Below are 17,389 nucleotides of genomic sequence, written 5' to 3' on the forward strand. Positions count from 1 at the left end.
CGCCGTTCCGGCGCAGGGGGGCCACCGGTCCGCACGGCGTGCCCCGTCGGGACGCTCAGCGGCGGCCGAACCCCGCGAGCGGCCCGTCCTCGCGGGCTATTCGGACCGGCCCGGCGAGCTTGTGCGCCGCCCGCGCGGCCCGGGCCGCCCGGCGGGCCTCGCGGCGGCGCAGCCGCGCCGTGCTGCTCGGCTCCGAGACGACCCCGTAGCGCTGGTTCCACGTCTGCCGGGTGATCCACACGTCCAGCACGGCCCAGGTGGCCAAGACGGTCGCGGCGACCGAGCCGAGCACCATCGGGAAGGCCATCCAGGAGCCCGTCAGGCTCAGGAAGAACGTGATCGTCGCCTGGGTCAGCGTCACGGCCACGACCAGCACCGACCGCACCGCCGAAGCCCGCACCGGGTCCGGCATCCGACGCCGGCGCGCCGGCTCCTCCACCCACAGGCCGCGCCGCGCCGCACCGGCGCCGCCGCCCTCGTCACTGCTCATGGTCCGCTCACTCCCCACGCGGTCCGCCATGCCTACCCCAACACGTCTACCCCGACATGTCCCTCGTACAGACAGACGTCCGGCGGGGCCTGGAGATTCCCGAATGCCGGATGCTTCCACACGCCTCGAAGATCGCGGAACGAATAATTCCAGCCATCCATCAGGCTGCGCGAATTGACGCCTCACCAAGTGTCATCTGCCACATATCGGGCTGCACTTGACCGGAAGTGTCGGACAACTGGCGATCTTCCTCAGGGGGTCAGGCCGAAAACGTCCGGACACGCCTTCGAACCTACCCCCCAGCAGTAGTAGGCTCACGCCGTTTAAATGACGGAACACCGACCCCCGGCAACGGGGTTGACCTGGGGGAGGCTGGGGAGGCCATGCGCTTTCGCGGGAAGTCCATCCGCCGGAAGATCGTGGCGTTGCTCCTTGTGCCGCTCGTCTCCCTGACCGCCCTCTGGGGCTTCGCCACAGTCATCACGGGCCGCCAGGCCCTCCAGCTCTTCGACGTGGCCTACGTCATCGACAAGGTCGGCTACCCCGTCGAGGACGTCGCCCGCGTCATCCAGAAGGAGCGGCGCCAGACCCTCGTCGTCCTCGGAGACCCCCGGGCCGCCACCGCCACCGCCGAACTCGCCAAGCGCCGCGCCGAGACCGACCAGGCCGTCGAGAAGATCAGCGTGAGCGCCCGCGACCCCAAGGTCGTCGACGAGCTCAGCCCGCAGAGCGCCCAGCGCCTGCGCTCGATCGTCTCCGCCTTCCACGGCATCGGCTCCATGCGCCGCTCCGTCGACCAGAACGCCCTCGACCCCGGTCAGGCCCTGGAGCTCTACAACCGGCTCGTCGACCCCTGCTACGACTTCCTCATGAACCTCCACGGCCTCGACAACGTCGAGGTCGACAAGGAGGGCCGCGCGCTCGTCGGCATCAGCCGCGCCCGCGAGCTGCTCTCCCGCGAGGACGCCGTGATCGCCTCCGCCCTCGCCGCGCGCAACATCAGCGCCGGTGACGTCCGCCGCGTCTCCGACTTCGCCGCCAACCGCTCCCTGCTCTACGAGTTCAACCTCGTGACCCTCCCCGCCGACGACCGGGAGCGCTTCGAGCAGTTCTGGAAGGACCCCCAGACCCAGCCGCTGCGCGACGCCGAGGAACGCTTCATCTCCGGCGGCGCTGTCAACAAGCCGCGCAACCTCACCGCCGCCCAGTGGGACGAGGCCTCCGCCAAGGTCCTCGACGACCTCGCGGACATGAACACCGACGCCGGCGACCGCTACCAGCGGCGCATCGAGCCCGTGGCCACGGACGTCATGATCCAGGCAGCCGCCGCCGGCTTCCTCGGCTTCCTCGCCCTCATCGTGTCCCTCGTCCTGTCCGTGCGCATCGGCCGCGACCTTGTCCGCGACCTCTCCCGGCTGCGCAAGGAGGCCCACGAGGCCTCCGGCGTCCGCCTCCCGAGCGTCATGCGGCGCCTGGCCGCCGGCGAACACGTCGACGTCGAGACCGAGGCGCCCCACCTCGAATACGAGAAGGACGAGGTCGGCCAGGTCGGCCAGGCCCTCAACACCCTCCAGCGGGCCGCCGTCGAGGCCGCCGTCAAGCAGGCGGACCTGCGCCGCGGCGTCTCCGAGGTCTTCGTCAACCTGGCCCGCCGCAACCAGGTGCTGCTGCACCGCCAGCTGACCCTCCTCGACACCATGGAGCGCCGCACCGAGGACACCGAGGAGCTCGCCGACCTCTTCCGCCTCGACCACATGACCACCCGCATGCGCCGCCACGCCGAGGGCCTGGTGATCCTCTCCGGAGCCGCCCCCTCCCGCCAGTGGCGCAAGCCCGTCCAGCTCATGGACGTCGTACGGGCCGCCGTCGCAGAGGTCGAGGACTACGAGCGAATAGAGGTGCGCCGCCTCACCCGTCTGGGCATCGTCGGCCCGGCCGTCGCCGACGTCACCCACCTCATCGCCGAACTCCTCGAGAACGCCACCGTGTTCTCCCCGCCCCACACCGCGGTCCAGGTGCACGGCGAGCGCGTGGCCAACGGATTCACCCTCGAGATCCACGACCGGGGCCTCGGCATGACCCCGGAGGCGCTCCTCGACGCGAACCTCCGGCTCGCCGAGACCCCCGAGTTCGAACTCTCCGACACCGACCGGCTCGGCCTGTTCGTCGTCAGCCGCCTCGCGCAGCGCCACAGCGTCAAGGTCGTCCTCCAGCCCAGCCCCTACGGGGGCACCACCGCGGTGGTCTTCCTCCCGTCGGCCCTGCTCACCGACGCCCCCGAGACCAGCGGCAGCGGCGTACGGCTGGACGGCCCCCGGGCGGCCAAGTCCGGCAGGGCCGCGAAGGCCGGCCAGATCGGCAGGACGCACTCCGAGCGCCCCATCACCTCCGCCGTGGAGCGTGCGTCGTCCGGCCGTCCGCTGCCCACCGCCGAACTGCGCGGCCCGGTCGAGCTGGAGGCCCCGCTCGACGGCCGCGGCCTGGACGGCCTGCGCCCCCTCGACGACACCGCCGCCCTCGACGACGATCCGGCCGCTGCCGCGGGCCGCCCGGGCGCCGGCCGCCCCGGCCGCCCGGCCATGGCGACCCTCGACGACGAGACCCCGCCGAACGGCACCCCGCGCAGCGCCCTGCTCGGCCTGCGCCCGGCGGACCGGCCGCACACCGACCGCCACGCCGAGCGCAACGGCTCCACCCGCAACGGTTCCTTGCGCAACGGCTCTTCCCGCAACGGCGACCGCGACCGGGAACGCGAGCCGCTCGTCCCCACCGGACCGGTCCGGCTGGACACCCAGCGCCTGGAGGCCCCCCGCCCCGACGGCCCCCGCTCGCCGGGAGCCGTACCGCTGCCGCGCCGCCGCCCCACCCCGACCCTGGTCGCCGAGCACGGCCGCCGGGTGGACCCCCGCCCGGTGTCCGCGGTCCCGCAGCACGCCCCCGCGGCCGGATCCGACGACGCGGAACCCGCCGTCGGCCCCGACACCGGCGGGCTGCCCCGCCGCATCCGTCAGGCCAGCCTGGCCCCGCAGCTCAAGAAGTCCACGTCGTCCGCTACCGCCGAAGCCGCCCCCGACCAGGTGGCAGACCGCGACGCGGAGGACGTACGCACGCGCATGTCCGCTCTCCAGCGTGGCTGGACGGCGGGCCGCAACCGGCACGCACAGCAGCAGTCCGAGACCGAGGCGGGCACATTCCCCGCCGGCGGTCCCGCGAACGAGAACGAAGGGGACGGTCGATGACCGCACCGCAGACCGGCAACGACAGCAGGGGCCGCGGCTCCGGCCCGCTCAACTGGCTCCTCGACGAGCTCGTCGACCGGGTCGGGTCCATCCGCAAGGCGGTGGTCCTCTCCGGCGACGGCCTGCCCACGGGCAGCTCGAAGGACCTGACCCGCGAGGACAGCGAGCACCTGGCGGCGGTCGCGTCCGGGTTCCACAGCCTGGCCAAGGGCGTCGGCCGGCACTTCGACTCCGGCCGGGTCCGCCAGACCGTGGTCGAGCTGGACGAGGCGTTCCTCTTCGTCATGGCCGCGGGCGACGGCAGCTGCCTGGCCGTCCTGGCCGACGCCGACTCCGACGTGGGCCAGGTCGCGTACGAGATGACGCTGATGGTGAAGCGGGTGGGGGACCACCTGGCGACCGCCCCACGCACCGGGCTGCCAGCCGGAGGGTGAGTCGGAAGGCATGAGCGACCCAGGCCAGGACCATCTCGCCGACATTACCGCCGGCATGCCCTTCGACCCGTCCACCCCGGACCACCCGCACTGGTTCGACGACGACGCGGGTCCCGTCGTACGCCCCTACGCCATGACCCGCGGCCGGACCAGCCACGCGGGCCAGCACCGCCTCGACCTGATCGCCCTCGTCGTCGCCGAACCGGCGGCCGACGATCCGGTCTGGGACATGACCCTCTCCCCGGAACACGCCCACATCCTCGGGCTGTGCCGGGAACGGCCCCAGTCGGTCGCCGAACTGGCGGCCGACCTCGACCTCGCGGTCGGGGTCGTACGCGTCCTCATCGGCGACCTGGTCGATGAGGAACTGGTCCACGTGACCAGGCCGGTACCCCCGGCAGAACTGCCCGATGAATCCATTCTGCGTGAGGTGATCGATGGCCTTCGGGCGCTTTAGCCGCACCGGTGCCATGCACGCGGTGTCGCCGGTCGAGCCGCTGACCTTGAAGATCCTGGTCGCGGGCGGCTTCGGGGTGGGCAAGACCACCCTGGTCAGCGCGGTCAGCGAGATCAGACCGCTCCGGACCGAGGAACGGCTCTCCGAGCCCGGCGTCGGCGTAGACGACACCGGGGGAGTGGAGGGCAAGAGCACCACGACCGTGGCCATGGACTTCGGGCGCATCACGCTCCGCGAGGACCTGGTGCTGTACCTGTTCGGCACGCCCGGACAGGACCGCTTCTGGTTCCTGTGGGACGAGCTGGCCCAGGGCTCCCTGGGCGCCGTGGTCCTCGCTGACACCCGCCGCCTGGCCGATTGCTTCGCGGCCATCGACTACTTCGAGCGGCGTGCGATCCCGTTCGTCGTCGCGGTCAACTGCTTCGACGGCGCGGACCGCCACCCCGTGGTGACCGTGCGGACGGCACTCGACCTCGACCCCGGGGTCCCGGTGCTGCTGTGCGACGCGCGGGACCGCGAGTCCGTGAAGGACGTGCTGGTGGGGGTCGTGGAACACGCGATGTCCCTGGCCCGCGAGCGGCGCCGGAGCCTGTCCGCGGGAGCCTGAACCGGGCGGGTCCGCGCGACGACACGGGCGCGGCCCGTACCCCCGCCGACTGGGGTACGGGCCGCAGCTCTCACGTGGGGTCTCGTGGGCCCGGAGGCGGTGCGGGACCGTGGAGCGAGTGTGAACCTGCCGCCGGGGGCCGTCAAGCGCCAGGACAACACGAACTGTTCAGCGCACGGCGACGACGGCCGACCCGTGCCCGAACAGCCCCTGGTTGGCGGTGAGCCCCGCCCGCGCGCCGGGCACCTGCCGCTGCCCGGCCGTACCGCGCAACTGCCACGTCAGCTCGCACACCTGGGCGATGGCCTGGGCCGGCACCGCCTCCCCGAACGAGGCCAGCCCCCCACTGGTGTTGACGGGGATCCGCCCGCCCAGGGTCGTCGCCCCCTCCCGCACCAGCTTCGCCCCCTCGCCCTCGGCGCACAGCCCGATGTCCTCGTACCACTCCAGCTCCAGGGCGGTGGACAGGTCGTACACCTCGGCGAGCGAGAGGTCCTCCGGCCCGAGCCCCGCCTCCTCGTACGCGGCGCGCGCGATCGAGGACCGGAAGGACCCGGCGGCCGGCCCCACGGCCGTCGTCGAGTCGGTGGCGATGTCCGGCAGGTCCAGCACCGTCCGCGGATAGGTGGGCGTCACCGTCGACACCGCCCGGATCCGCACCGGATCGGCCACGCCGCGCGAGCGCGCGAAGTCCATGCTGGTGAGCACCAGCGCCGCGCCCCCGTCGGAGGTCGCGCAGATGTCCAGCAGCCGGAGCGGATCGGCGACCACCGCCGAGGCGGCGACCTCGTCGGCGGTGACCGCCTTGCGGTAGCGGGCGTGCGGGTTGAGCCGTCCGGCCGCCGCGTTCTTCACCTTGACCTGGGCGAAGTCCGCCAGGGTGTCCCCGTGGAGGGCCATCCGGCGGCGGGCGTAGAGCGCGAAGTACGCCGGATTGGTCGCGCCCAGCACACGGAACCGCAGCCAGTCCGGATCGTCCGGCCGGTCGCCGCCCGCCGGTGCGAAGAACCCCTTGGGCGCGGCGTCCGCGCCGACCACGAGCACCACGTCGGCCAGGCCCGCCAGGATCTGCGCGCGGGCCGCCCCGATCGCCTGGGCCCCTGACGCGCAGGCCGCGTACACGCTGGTCACCCGGGCGCCCTGCCAGCCGAGGGCCCGGGCGAAGGTGGCGCCGGCCACGTAGCCCGGGTATCCGCAACGCACGGTGTCGGCGCCGACGACCGACCCCACGTCCGTCCAGTCCAGGCCCGCGTCCGCGAGCGCCGCCCGCGCCGCGCTCCGCCCGTACTCGACGAAGCTGCGGCCCCATTTGCCCCACGGGTGCATGCCGGCCCCCAGGACGGCCACCTCGGCGCTCACGCGGCCCCTCCCACCGGCTTGAACAGCCAGGTGGTCCAGGCGGTCCCGGCGTCCTCGTTCAGCACGCCGCCCACCACCTCGACCTCCATGCCCACCGCCAGATCGGCAACCCCGACCCCGGGTGCGGCCTGGCCCAGCACCACCATCCCCTCCGCCTCCAGCTCCACCGCGACCAGGGTGTACGGCTCCCAGGGCGCGGCCGGGTCGGACACGTACGGCGCGGGCGGCCGGTAGCGCCCGTCGGTGTAGGACCAGACCCGGCCCCGCGGGGACAGCGGTACCTCGGCGAGTTCCCCGCCGCCGGGGCACCGCGGGTTGCGGCAGTGGGCGTCCTCACGGGGGAAGAACACCGCGGTACAGGCCGAGCACCGGGTGCCGAGCAGCCGGAAGCCGCCCCCGTCCGGCGCGTTCTCGGTGAACCACCCGCTCACGACGGGTGTACGTGTGCGTGCCAAGACCCCTCCCATGCCGAAGAGCTGACGTTTCGTCAGAAATTAGGAGTCTGCCACGGCCGTCCGGCCCGGGTCACCGGTTCTCGGCGAGCCACTTCCGGGCGATCTCGTCCAGCTCCGCGTCCCGCCCGGCCAGCATCATCCGGATCATCTGCGCGTCCCCGCGCAGCGACCACGCCGGATGCCCGAAGGTGGCCGGATTGTTCCCCTCGATCAGGAAGTGCGCCGGCCAGGCGGTCCCATACCCCAGGAGGGGGAGGGCGGCGAGGTAGCGCGTGCGGCCGCGCGCCACCCCGTAGGCGGTCAGCGCCAGACCGGTGAGCGTGCCGGTGAGATGCACCCAGCGGGTGGCGGCGCGGGAGTGCATCGCGACGTAGTACGGCCAGAATTCCTCGTACGAGCTGAAAGCCATGCGGGCAAGGTACTCACGGCCGGACCTCGGCGACAGCGACGGGGAAGTCGAAATACGTGTCCGGGAAGGCCTCGGGCTTGTAGGTGAAGTGCCACCACTCCTCGGGAAGGTTCACGAACCCCTGCCCGCCCAGCACCCGCTTCAGCAGCTGCCGGTTGGCACGGGCCGCACCCGTCACCCGCGGATCGTCCGTGTGCGACAGCGGATCGAAGAAGTCGAACGCCGTCCCCATGTCGACCTCCCGCCCGGAGAGTTCCACCAGGGTCACGTCGACCGTGCTCCCCCGGCTGTGCCCGGACCTCTCCGCGATGTACCCCCCGGGAATCAGCCGGCCCCGCTCCACCCGCGGATAGAACTCCGCCTTCCGCGCCATGTCGTCCGGACCGTCCTCCTCCCGGGCCCACCGCACGAACCGGTCGACCGCCCGCTGCGGCCGGTAACAGTCGTACACCCGCAGCGAGTACCCCCGCCGCAACAGCACCCGCTGCGCCCGCCGCAGCGCCTGCGCCGCCGACCGGGCCAGCAGGCACTCCGGCTCCTCGTAACCGTCGACCACTCCGCCGGTGAAGTTCCGCTCTCCGGCGTACCGGATGTCCTGCCGGATGCTCGGATCCACCTCCCTGAGCGCCGTGAACCCGGGCGGCGCCGCCCCTCCCGCCAGCACCCCGACCAGCCCCACAACAGCCGTCATCCGCATATCCCTTGGCATACCATCACGGAATGCCGGAACAGCTGAGGGACTCGCACTGCTCCACCTGCGGAGCGCCGTACGGTACGACCACCTGGCCCCGCACCTGCCCGGCCTGCGGAGCCACCGCCTACCGCAACCCCCTCCCCGTGGCCGTCACCCTCCTCCCCGTCGAGGACGCGGACGGCACCGGCCTCGTGGTCATCACCCGGACGATCGAACCGGCCCTCGGCGGCATCGCCCTTCCCGGGGGCTTCATCGACTTCGGCGAGGACTGGCGCGACGCCGTCGTCCGCGAGCTGCGCGAGGAGACCGGCATCACGGCCGCCGCCGCGGACGTCACCCTGGCCGACGCCCTCAGCTCGCCGGCCGGCCACCTCCTGCTCTTCGGCCTCCTCCCGCCCCGCCCCGCGAACACCCTCCCCGCCTCCGAGCCGACGGACGAGACCACGGGCTGGCACGTCCTGCGCGCCCCCACGGCACTGGCCTTCCCCCTCCACACCCAGGCGGCGTCCTCCTGGTTCGCGGGCCACTACGCCTGACGACTCCAGCCGGTCCGGGTCGCGCGGCGCGGGGGCACACCCAGCCCCGCCGGCACTACGCCTGAACGACTCCAGCCGGTCCGGCTCGCGGCGCGGGGGCACACCCAGCCCCGCCGGCTGTTGGGGCGCGGGCCACGCCCAGCCCCCCGGCCGTTGCGGCGCCGGCCACACCCAGCCCCGCCGGCTTCTGCGGCCCGGGGCACACCCAGCCCCGCCGGCGTTCGCGGCGCGGGGTCCGGGGCGGAGCCCCGTTCCTCAAGCCGCACCATCCCCCGGACCCGCCGCCCAGAGCCCCCGCACGACCACACCCTCCACAGCCGCCCCCGCCCCGTCCTCCACCACCACGGTGTCCCCGGCCCACCGCGAGGTGTACCGCTCGACCGCGCCCGCCCCGAAGCCCGGCCCCGGGTCCCGGACCACCACCCCGCCACCCGTACGGCCCCGGGCCGGCGCCCAGACCTCCAGCTCCACCCCGTCGCCCGCCGCGGACCGCACCGGCAGAACCGCACCCGCCCGCGCCAGCACCGGGATCCGGCCCTGCGGGGCGTCCAGCAGGATCTGGCCCGGCCCCTCGTACGCCGCCCCGGTCGCGGTGTCGTACCACCGCCCGCGTGGCAGCCGTACCGCCCGCCGGTCCGCGCCGCACTCCAGCACCGGCGCGACCAGCAGCGCGTCACCCAGCAGGAACGAGTCCTCGCAGTCCCGCAGCCGCCGGTCCTCCGGCGCCCCCCACCACACCGGCCGTACGTACGGAGCGCCCGTGCGCCGCGCCATGTGAGCCAGCGACACGAAGTACGGCCGCAGCCGCTCCCGTTCCGCCATCACCGCCCGGGCCTGCTCCTCGACCTCCGGCCCGAACTCCCACGGCTCCCGCCGTCCCGCCCAGATCGCCGAGTGCGTGCGGAACAGCGGCAGAAAGGAAGCGAGTTGCAGCCAGCGCACGTACAACTCCGGTGTCGGCGAACCGCCGAACCCGCCCACGTCCGGCCCCGAGTACGGCACCCCGCACAGGCCCAGCCCCAGCACCAGCGCCAGCGAGGCCCGCAGCCCCTCCCAGCTGGTCTCCACATCACCCGACCAGTTGCCCCCGTACCGCTGCATCCCCGCCCAGCCCGACCTGGAGAACAGGAACGGCCGCTCCGCCGGCCGCAGCCGCACGAGGCCCTCCCACCCCGCCCGCGCCATCCCCAGCGCGTACACGTTGTGCCCCTCCCGATGGTCACCGCCCGCCCCGTCCATCGCGTGCCGCGCCGACCGCGGCAGCGTGGAGTCCCCGAACGCCGTGAAGGACACCGGCTCGTTCATGTCGTGCCAGAAACCGGAGAAACCCTGCGCGAGCCGTTCCTCGTACAGCCCGCCCCACCACTCCCGCACCTCGGGATCGGTGAAGTCCGGATAGGCGCACTCGCCCGGCCAGACCTCCCCCCGCACCTCCTGGCCGCGCGCGTCCCGTACGAACGCACCGCCCGACCCCACCGTCAGCCCGGCCGCGTGCAGCGCGTCGCCCGCCTTGACCGCCGGGTCCACGATCGATACGAGCCGCACCCCCTGCTCCCGCAACTCCCGCGCCAGGCCCGGCAGATCCGGGAACCGCTCCGCGTCCACCGTGAACACCCGGTGCCCGTCGTAGTGGTCGATGTCCAGGTGCACGGCCGACAGCGCGAGCCCGCGCGACGCGTACCCGGCGACCACCCGCCGTACCTCGGCCGCGCTCCCGAACCCCCACCGGGCGTGCTGGTACCCCAGCGCCCACTCCGGCGGCACCGCGGCCGAGCCTGTCAGCCCCGACCAGCCCTGGAGTACCCGGGCCGGCGTCCCCACCAGCACCCAGCACCGCAGCGGCCCGCCCTCCATGCGCAGTTCGCTCACCCCCGGGCGGTCCGGCCCCGACCCCGCGCCCTCCTCGCCCTCGCGCAGCACCACCCGGCCGTCCCAGCAGTTGTCGTGGAACACCAAGTGGGTCCCGGCGTCCGCCACGACCATCTGCACCGGCATGGTGAGGTACAGCGGATCGACGCCCGGCCCGAAGCCCCCCTTCGGATCCGTGTTCCACAGCCGGTACACCCCGTCACGCAGCCTCGGCCCCGCGGCCCGCCCACCGAGCCCGAAGAACCGGGCGTCCGCCGGCACCTCAGTGCGCACCACCCACCGCCCCCCACCCCCTGCCGCACCGGTCCGCGCCGGCCCGGAGCCGGCCCGTTCCTCCGCGGGGCGCGTCCCGTCCGGGCGCGGACCCGCCGGGGTGGAGTGCGCATCCTCCGCGGCCTCCCCGGCGAGGGGGACCGGCTCCCACCACCGCGGCGGCGACTCCCGCCGCAGCACCGTCCCGCCGGGGGTGCGCACCTCCACCGCCCCGTGCCGGGACACCGCCACCGTCACCCGCTCCGACACCACCCGCCAGCCGCCGCCGGTGTCCGGTTCCAGCGCGGCCCGCAGGTCCGGCTCGGGCCCGCTCCCCACCACCGCGTACGACGGCGTCGCCCCTGCCCCGTCCCAGGCCCAGAACACCACCCCGCCCGCCATCACCCGCACCACCAGTTCCGAGCGCGCGAACCGCAGCACGCCCCCGCCAGGCCGGGGCTCCGTACCGATCAGCAGACCCGGCACCCGCGCCCGCTCCGCGCCCCGGCGCGGGAGCCCCGCCGCGTCCGTGCGCCGCCGGCGCCACGCCGAGAGCCAGGCCCGTCGACCGCGCTCCGTACCGATGTCCTTCACCGCACGCACCAGATCACGACCGTCCATGCCGCTCACCCTGCCACCGGCCCCCGCCCGAGGGGACGGCGTTCAACTGCCGTTCACCCGCCGGCGGCGTCCCCCGCAGCTCACCCGACCGGCCAGGCCGGCCCTGGTGCAGCCGTCGATCACATGGCATCGTCCCTGTGAGCCGCCGCGCGCACCCCCGCGCGATGGCACCGTACGCACACGAAGCGCGAGCCGCAGACTTGACCGGGAGCCGACCCATGACCTCAGCCACCCAGCCGGAACCCCTCTGGGCGCCGGGCCCCGACCGGATCTCCGCGGCCCGGATCACCGCCTTCCAGGCCTGGGCCGCAACGCGCTTCGGAGCCCCGGCGGAAGGCGGCTACCCCGCCCTGCACCGCTGGTCAGTCGACGAGCTCGACACCTTCTGGCAGGCCGTCGCCGAATGGTTCGACGTCCGCTTCACCACCCCGTACGCGTCCGTCCTCGCCGACCGGTCCATGCCCGGCGCCCAGTGGTTCACCGGAGCCACCCTCAACTACGCCGAGCACGCGCTGCGCGCCGCCGAGGACCCGGCCCGCGCCGACGACCCGGCCCTGCTGTACGTCGACGAGACCCACGAGCCCGTCCCCGTCACCTGGGCCGCTCTCCGCCGCCAGGTCGGCTCGCTCGCCGCCGAGCTGCGCGCCCTCGGCGTACGCCCCGGCGACCGCGTCAGCGGCTACCTCCCCAACATCCCCGAGGCGGCTGTGGCCCTCCTCGCCACCGCCGCGGTGGGCGGCGTGTGGACCTCCTGCGCCCCCGACTTCGGCGCCCGCAGCGTCCTCGACCGCTTCCAGCAGGTCGAGCCCGTTGTCCTGTTCACCGTGGACGGCTACCGCTACGGCGGCAAGGAGCACGACCGCCGCGAGGCCGTCGCCGAGCTCCGCGCGGAGCTCCCCTCCCTGCGCGCCGTCGTCCACATCCCGCTCCTCGGCACGCCCGCGCCCGAGGGCGCCCTCGACTGGTCCGCGCTCACCGCCGCAGACACCGAGCCCGTCTTCGAGCCGGTGCCCTTCGACCACCCCCTGTGGGTGCTCTACTCCTCCGGTACGACCGGCCTGCCCAAGGCCATCGTCCAGTCCCAGGGCGGCATCCTCCTCGAACACCTCAAGCAGCTCGGCCTGCACTGCGACCTCGGCCCGGAGGACCGGTTCTTCTGGTACACCTCCACCGGCTGGATGATGTGGAACTTCCTCGTCTCCGGACTCCTCACCGGAACCACCGTCGTCCTCTACGACGGCAGCCCCGGCTACCCGGACACGGGCGCCCAGTGGCGCATCGCCGAACGCACCGGCGCCACCCTCTACGGCACCTCCGCCGCCTACGTCATGGCCTGCCGCAAGGCCGAGGTCCACCCGTCCCGCGACTTCGACCTCTCTGCCGTGAAGTGCGTGGCCACCACCGGTTCCCCGCTCCCGCCCGACGGCTTCCGCTGGCTCCACGACGAGGTCGCGGAAGACCTCTGGATCGCCTCCGTCAGCGGCGGCACCGACGTCTGCAGCTGCTTCGCGGGCGCCGTCCCCACCCTCCCCGTGCACATCGGCGAGCTCCAGGCGGCCTGCCTCGGCACGGACCTGCAGTCCTGGGACCCCTCGGGCAAGCCGGTCACGGGCGAGGTGGGCGAACTCGTCGTCACCAACCCCATGCCGTCCATGCCGATCCACTTCTGGAACGACCCCGACGGCAGCCGCTACCGCGACAGCTACTTCGAGATGTTCCCCGGCGTCTGGCGCCACGGCGACTGGATCACGATCACCGACCATGGATCGGTGATCATCCACGGCCGCTCCGACTCCACGCTCAACCGGCAGGGCGTCCGGATGGGCTCCGCCGACATCTACGAGGCCGTCGAGCGACTCCCCGAGATCAAGGAGTCCCTGGTCATCGGCCTGGAGGAGCCGAACGGCGGCTACTGGATGCCGCTCTTCGTCCACCTCGCCCCCGGCGCCGCCCTGGACGACGGCCTGCGCGCCCGGATCAAGGCGACGATCCGCGAGGAACTCTCCCCGCGCCACGTCCCCGACGAGGTCATCGAGGTTCCGGGCATCCCGCACACCCTCACCGGCAAGCGCATCGAGGTCCCGGTCAAGCGCCTCCTCCAGGGCACACCGCTGGCCAAGGCGGTCAACCCGGGCTCCGTCGACAACATCGACCTCCTCGGCTTCTACGAGGAACTGGCCCGTACCCGCACCCGCGACTGAGGTCACTGTCAGTGGCGATGGTTACGCTGAGTGAGCAAGTGTTCGCACTCAGGGGGAGCCAGCCATGCCACGCAACAACGACACCGGTACCCACCGGACCCGCAGCACCCACCGGCGCCGCGCGCTGCGCCGCGAGGTCCCCGGCACCGTCGGCCTCCTGGCCGACGCCGGGGACTTCGCGGCCATGTGCGGCTACCGCAGCTTCGGCTTCGACCGCCGAGCCGACTACGCCGACTACCTCCGCCACGTCGACGGCCTGCTCCGGTCCTTCGCGGCCCGGGGCATCCACACCACCGTGGCGCTCTTCGACCCCGACGAGTACGCCGAGTACTGCGGGGAGCACGGGCTGGACCCGGACACGTCCGAGACACGCACCCGCTACACCGCCGAACTCGCCGGCAGCGGGACCGTCCTGCCCTACACCGGCCAGCCCATCGACGAACTCGTGCCGCTCCTCGTCGACGAAGCCGTCCGCCACGCCACCTGGGAGTACGCCACCGCCGTCCTCGCCGGAGTGGGCCGCTGCGCGGACTGCGGCGAGGACATCGGCCACGCCTCCTTCGACCGTGCCGCCGACGCGCTCAAACGCCTCGTGGCCGGTGCCGGCCCGGGCCACCACCACTTCGTCTGCAGCGTCCCGACCGAGGACGAGCAGCTCGTCGCGGTCCTCCACGCCGACACCACCGGCGACCCGGACAGCCCACCGCGCATCGAGGGCCGCGAGAGCCTCGACTTCGTGACGGTCCTCGCCGCGGGCCTCGCCCTCGGCGGCCCCGGGGGACTGGTCGTCCGCAGCACCACCGAAGGCCATCGCGACCGGGTCCACGGCTGGCGCCTGGACCGCGGCCGCCTCACGGCCCTCTCGGCGGCCGCCGTATTCAACGCGTACTGCACCGACGCCGACACCGGAGACCTCGTCGCCCCCGAACCGGGCGTCGAGTACTGCCCCGGCTACGAGGTCGACGCCCCCGGCCCGCACCACTGAAAGACCGCGGGGCCCCCGCCGTCGGCGAGGGCCCCACGATCTCCACACGACACACCGTCCGGCTACTCGCCGGAGAGCACCGCCTGTGCGGCCACGCGCGCCTCTTCGGCGCTGTCCGCGGCACGGGCCGCCGCGGCGGCCCGTTCGCACTGCGCCAGCGTGTGCTTGGCGAGCGTCGCCCGGACGTAGGGGATCGACGCGGCACCCATCGACAGGGAGGTGACACCCAGACCGGTCAGCACACAGGCCAGCAGCGGGTCGGAGGCGGCCTCGCCACAGACACCGCAGGTCTTGCCCTCGGCCTTGGCCGCCCCGGCCGCCATGGCGATCAGGTCGAGCAGCGCGGGCTGCCACGGGTCCTGGAGCCGGGAGACGGCGCCGACCTGACGGTCGGCGGCGAAGGCGTACTGCGCCAGGTCGTTGGTGCCCAGCGAGAGGAACTCGACCTCCTGGAGGATCGAGCGCGCACGGAGCGCGGCGGAGGGGATCTCCACCATCGCACCGAACTTCGCCTGCAGACCGGCCTCGCGGCAGGCGTCGGCGAAGGCCTTCGCGTCGGCACGGTCGGCGACCATCGGGGCCATGACCTCGAGGTGGACCGGCAGGCCCTCGGCCGCCTTCGCCAGCGCGGTGAGCTGCGTCCGCAGCACCTCCGGGTGGTCCAGGAGCGAACGCAGCCCCCGCACGCCCAGCGCCGGATTCGGCTCGTCCGCCGGAGTCAGGAAGTCCAGCGGCTTGTCGGCGCCCGCGTCGAGCACCCGTACGACGACACGCCCCTCCGGGAAGGCTTCGAGCACCTTGCGGTAGGACTCGATCTGCTTCTCCTCGGACGGAGCCTTCTTGCTGTCGTCCAGGAACAGGAACTCCGTGCGGAACAGGCCCACGCCCTCGGCCCCGGCCTCGACGGCCGCCGGCACGTCCGCGGGACCGCCGACGTTGGCCAGCAGCGGCACCTTGTGACCGTCGGAGGTAGCACCGGGACCGGACGAGGCGGCCAGCGCCGCCTTGCGCTCGGCGGCCGCGGCCTCCAGCTCCGCCCGCTTCTGCGCGGAAGGGTCGACGAACAGATCGCCGGTGCTGCCGTCCACCGCGATCACGGTCCCCTCGGCGATCTCGCCGGCGCCCGGCAGCGCCACGATCGCCGGCACGCCCAGCGCCCGGGCGAGGATCGCGCTGTGGCTCGTCGGCCCGCCCTCCTCGGTCACGAAGCCGAGGACGAGCGCCGGGTCGAGCAGGGCGGTGTCGGCGGGGGCCAGGTCCCTCGCGATCAGCACGTACGGCTCGTCGCTGTCGGGCACACCCGGCATCGGCACGCCGAGCAGCCGCGCCACGATCCGGTTCCGTACGTCGTCCAGGTCGGCCACCCGGCCGGCCATGTACTCGCCGGCCCCCGCGAGCAGGTCGCGGTAGGCGGCGAAGGCGTCGTACACACCGCGCTCGGCGGTGCTGCCGACGGCGATCCGCCGGTCCACGTCCGCCATCAGCTCGGGGTCCTCGGCGATCATCGCCTGGGCCTCGAGCACGTGCTGGGCCTCGCCACCGGCCAGCTGGCCACGCGCGATCAGGTCGGCCGCCACGGCGCTCACGGCCTGGCGGGCGCGCCCCTGTTCGCGCGCCGCCTCGTCGGCGGTGATCTGCCTGGCGGGCGGCTCGAGAACCGCCGTGCCCATGTGCCGCACCTCGCCGATCGCCACCCCGTGGCTCACGCCGACGCCTCGCAGCGTTGTCTCCATTTCACCCGTCTCCGATTGAGCGGCGGGCCTGCCCGCCGCGATGGATGTCCGTCACGCCCGTGCGGGGCGGAAGGCTCACAGCCAGCTGAAGAGAACTTCGTCAGCCTTCACGTCGCCGGACTCGACGACGTCGGACAGGGACTCGGCCGTCGCCTCGAGCGCCACGACGGGGCAGATCGGGGACTTGCCGAGGGCCTCGACGGCAGCGGGGTTCCAACGGATGACTGCCTGGCCGCGGGTCACGGTGTCGCCCTTGTTGACGAGCAGCTCGAAACCCTCGCCGTTGAGCTGGACCGTGTCGATGCCGAGGTGCGTGAGTACACCGTGACCCTCGCCGTCGACGACGACGTACGCGTGCGGGTGCAGGGAGACGACCACACCGTCGACGGGGGACACCGCCTCCGAGGCCTCACGCACGGGATCGATGGCGGTGCCCGGTCCCACCATGGCACCGGAGAACACCGGGTCCGGCACTGCCGCGAGTCCGATGGCGCGCCCGGCGAGTGGGGACGTCACGCTGGTCATGAGGGGCCTCCCAGGGGTGGGGCTCTTGTGTCGCCGTCACAGTCTGTTGCGAACGGCGTACTCTTCAGAAGGATAAGTCACTAGATGTTCGGGTTCGTCCGATGTAGGTCCCGACCTGGACCGGGTCCTTCGGCACGGAGACTAGTGGACTAGACCGGTGGACTAGACCATACGCCTGAATCGATTTGCTTGGGCACCCCCGGGGCTGTACTGTCGTGACTCCCGCCGGGACGCCCCGCGTGAACATCTCGCGAACGGCAGATGGACGGGCCTCCTCCTCTTCAGTCCAGATCTCGATCTCTACCCCTCATTCGTATGCCCATTCGGGAATACGGCGAGTGGTCAGGGAGAAGGAAAAGCGCTGATAGAGTCGGAATCGCCGGAAAGGGAAACGCGAAAGCGAGAACCTGGAAAGCGCCGAGGAAATTGGACGCGAAAGAGTCTGATAGAGTCGGAAACGCAAGACAGCAGAACGAAAGCCCGGAGGAAAGCCCGCGAGGGTGAGTACGAAGGAAGCGTCCGT

15 protein-coding genes are annotated in these 17,389 nt (G+C 73.1%); 7 read left to right on the forward strand and 8 right to left on the reverse strand.

What is annotated here, in order from left to right:
* Positions 1 to 55: 55 nt before the first annotated feature.
* Positions 56 to 490 carry a hypothetical protein gene (locus AB0F82_RS19560; RefSeq protein WP_356813508.1) on the reverse strand — a complete coding sequence of 145 codons (435 nt, stop codon included), beginning with the start codon at positions 488 to 490 and terminating at the stop codon, positions 56 to 58.
* A gap of 383 nt (positions 491 to 873) precedes the next feature.
* Here AB0F82_RS19560 and AB0F82_RS19565 point away from each other — a divergent pair, with 383 nt between their 5' ends.
* From AB0F82_RS19565 to AB0F82_RS19580, 4 genes are read left to right on the forward strand one after another with little or no spacing between them, the layout of a single operon-like run.
* Positions 874 to 3,729 (forward strand): sensor histidine kinase, encoded by a 2,856-nt coding sequence (locus AB0F82_RS19565; protein ID WP_362629173.1) that lies wholly within the window; start codon positions 874 to 876, stop codon positions 3,727 to 3,729.
* On the forward strand, positions 3,726 to 4,163 hold the full coding sequence (locus tag AB0F82_RS19570) for a roadblock/LC7 domain-containing protein (protein ID WP_030964627.1): 438 nt from the start codon (positions 3,726 to 3,728) through the stop codon (positions 4,161 to 4,163). The genes AB0F82_RS19565 and AB0F82_RS19570 overlap by 4 nt, the downstream gene beginning before the upstream one ends.
* Positions 4,164 to 4,218: 55 nt before the next feature.
* Complete coding sequence (locus AB0F82_RS19575) at positions 4,219 to 4,620, forward strand: DUF742 domain-containing protein (RefSeq protein WP_356813528.1); 402 nt, start codon at positions 4,219 to 4,221, stop codon at positions 4,618 to 4,620.
* A complete protein-coding gene (locus tag AB0F82_RS19580) occupies positions 4,601 to 5,227 on the forward strand; it encodes a GTP-binding protein (protein ID WP_030016310.1) in 627 nt (208 codons plus the stop codon). The genes AB0F82_RS19575 and AB0F82_RS19580 overlap by 20 nt, the downstream gene beginning before the upstream one ends.
* Positions 5,228 to 5,395: 168 nt before the next feature.
* Here AB0F82_RS19580 and AB0F82_RS19585 read toward each other — a convergent pair whose 3' ends face one another.
* The 4 genes from AB0F82_RS19585 to AB0F82_RS19600 all read right to left on the reverse strand — a co-directional run bounded on the left by AB0F82_RS19585 (position 5,396) and on the right by AB0F82_RS19600 (position 8,141).
* Complete coding sequence (locus AB0F82_RS19585) at positions 5,396 to 6,586, reverse strand: lipid-transfer protein (protein WP_362629175.1); 1,191 nt, start codon at positions 6,584 to 6,586, stop codon at positions 5,396 to 5,398.
* Positions 6,583 to 7,041, reverse strand: coding sequence for a Zn-ribbon domain-containing OB-fold protein (locus AB0F82_RS19590; protein WP_362629177.1), 459 nt, complete (start codon positions 7,039 to 7,041; stop codon positions 6,583 to 6,585). The genes AB0F82_RS19585 and AB0F82_RS19590 overlap by 4 nt, the downstream gene beginning before the upstream one ends.
* 70 nt (positions 7,042 to 7,111) lie before the next feature.
* The gene (locus tag AB0F82_RS19595; protein WP_362629180.1) at positions 7,112 to 7,450 is read right to left on the reverse strand and encodes a DUF962 domain-containing protein; all 339 of its coding nucleotides are present in this window, start codon (positions 7,448 to 7,450) and stop codon (positions 7,112 to 7,114) included.
* Positions 7,451 to 7,463: 13 nt separating this feature from the next.
* A complete protein-coding gene (locus tag AB0F82_RS19600; protein WP_362629183.1) occupies positions 7,464 to 8,141 on the reverse strand; it encodes a M15 family metallopeptidase in 678 nt (225 codons plus the stop codon).
* 29 nt (positions 8,142 to 8,170) lie between these two features.
* Between AB0F82_RS19600 and AB0F82_RS19605 the strand changes: the two genes are divergently transcribed.
* On the forward strand, positions 8,171 to 8,680 hold the full coding sequence (locus AB0F82_RS19605) for an NUDIX domain-containing protein (protein WP_356813502.1): 510 nt from the start codon (positions 8,171 to 8,173) through the stop codon (positions 8,678 to 8,680).
* 255 nt (positions 8,681 to 8,935) lie between these two features.
* On the opposite strand, the gene AB0F82_RS19610 is transcribed toward AB0F82_RS19605, so the two are convergent.
* Positions 8,936 to 11,422, reverse strand: coding sequence for a glycoside hydrolase family 31 protein (locus tag AB0F82_RS19610; protein ID WP_362629186.1), 2,487 nt, complete (start codon positions 11,420 to 11,422; stop codon positions 8,936 to 8,938).
* 218 nt (positions 11,423 to 11,640) lie between these two features.
* Here AB0F82_RS19610 and AB0F82_RS19615 point away from each other — a divergent pair, with 218 nt between their 5' ends.
* Positions 11,641 to 13,623, forward strand: a complete 1,983-nt coding sequence (locus AB0F82_RS19615; protein ID WP_362629189.1) for an acetoacetate--CoA ligase — start codon at positions 11,641 to 11,643, stop codon at positions 13,621 to 13,623.
* Positions 13,624 to 13,687: 64 nt separating this feature from the next.
* Positions 13,688 to 14,608: a hypothetical protein gene (locus tag AB0F82_RS19620; RefSeq protein WP_362629192.1), complete on the forward strand. Its 921-nt coding sequence runs from the start codon at positions 13,688 to 13,690 to the stop codon at positions 14,606 to 14,608.
* A gap of 62 nt (positions 14,609 to 14,670) precedes the next feature.
* On the opposite strand, the gene ptsP is transcribed toward AB0F82_RS19620, so the two are convergent.
* A complete protein-coding gene (gene ptsP / locus AB0F82_RS19625; RefSeq protein WP_356813498.1) occupies positions 14,671 to 16,341 on the reverse strand; it encodes a phosphoenolpyruvate--protein phosphotransferase in 1,671 nt (556 codons plus the stop codon).
* Between the two features lie 75 nt (positions 16,342 to 16,416).
* Positions 16,417 to 16,866, reverse strand: a complete 450-nt coding sequence (locus AB0F82_RS19630; protein WP_362629195.1) for a PTS sugar transporter subunit IIA — start codon at positions 16,864 to 16,866, stop codon at positions 16,417 to 16,419.
* Positions 16,867 to 17,389: the final 523 nt, after the last annotated feature.

The organism is Streptomyces virginiae (assembly GCF_040638905.1).
In the GTDB taxonomy this organism is placed as follows: domain Bacteria; phylum Actinomycetota; class Actinomycetes; order Streptomycetales; family Streptomycetaceae; genus Streptomyces; species Streptomyces virginiae_B.

What these genes read in the sequence shown, in the direction of transcription:
- AB0F82_RS19560 (WP_356813508.1), bottom strand. Translation starts at nt 490, where the DNA reads ATGAGCAGTGACGAGGGCGGCGGCGCCGGTGCGGCGCGGCGCGGCCTG.
- AB0F82_RS19565 (WP_362629173.1), top strand. Translation starts at nt 874, where the DNA reads ATGCGCTTTCGCGGGAAGTCCATCCGCCGGAAGATCGTGGCGTTGCTC.
- AB0F82_RS19570 (WP_030964627.1), top strand. Translation starts at nt 3,726, where the DNA reads ATGACCGCACCGCAGACCGGCAACGACAGCAGGGGCCGCGGCTCCGGC.
- AB0F82_RS19575 (WP_356813528.1), top strand. Translation starts at nt 4,219, where the DNA reads ATGCCCTTCGACCCGTCCACCCCGGACCACCCGCACTGGTTCGACGAC.
- AB0F82_RS19580 (WP_030016310.1), top strand. Translation starts at nt 4,601, where the DNA reads ATGGCCTTCGGGCGCTTTAGCCGCACCGGTGCCATGCACGCGGTGTCG.
- AB0F82_RS19595 (WP_362629180.1), bottom strand. Translation starts at nt 7,450, where the DNA reads ATGGCTTTCAGCTCGTACGAGGAATTCTGGCCGTACTACGTCGCGATG.
- AB0F82_RS19600 (WP_362629183.1), bottom strand. Translation starts at nt 8,141, where the DNA reads ATGACGGCTGTTGTGGGGCTGGTCGGGGTGCTGGCGGGAGGGGCGGCG.
- AB0F82_RS19605 (WP_356813502.1), top strand. Translation starts at nt 8,171, where the DNA reads ATGCCGGAACAGCTGAGGGACTCGCACTGCTCCACCTGCGGAGCGCCG.
- AB0F82_RS19610 (WP_362629186.1), bottom strand. Translation starts at nt 11,422, where the DNA reads ATGGACGGTCGTGATCTGGTGCGTGCGGTGAAGGACATCGGTACGGAG.
- AB0F82_RS19615 (WP_362629189.1), top strand. Translation starts at nt 11,641, where the DNA reads ATGACCTCAGCCACCCAGCCGGAACCCCTCTGGGCGCCGGGCCCCGAC.
- AB0F82_RS19620 (WP_362629192.1), top strand. Translation starts at nt 13,688, where the DNA reads ATGCCACGCAACAACGACACCGGTACCCACCGGACCCGCAGCACCCAC.
- ptsP (WP_356813498.1), bottom strand. Translation starts at nt 16,341, where the DNA reads ATGGAGACAACGCTGCGAGGCGTCGGCGTGAGCCACGGGGTGGCGATC.
- AB0F82_RS19630 (WP_362629195.1), bottom strand. Translation starts at nt 16,866, where the DNA reads ATGACCAGCGTGACGTCCCCACTCGCCGGGCGCGCCATCGGACTCGCG.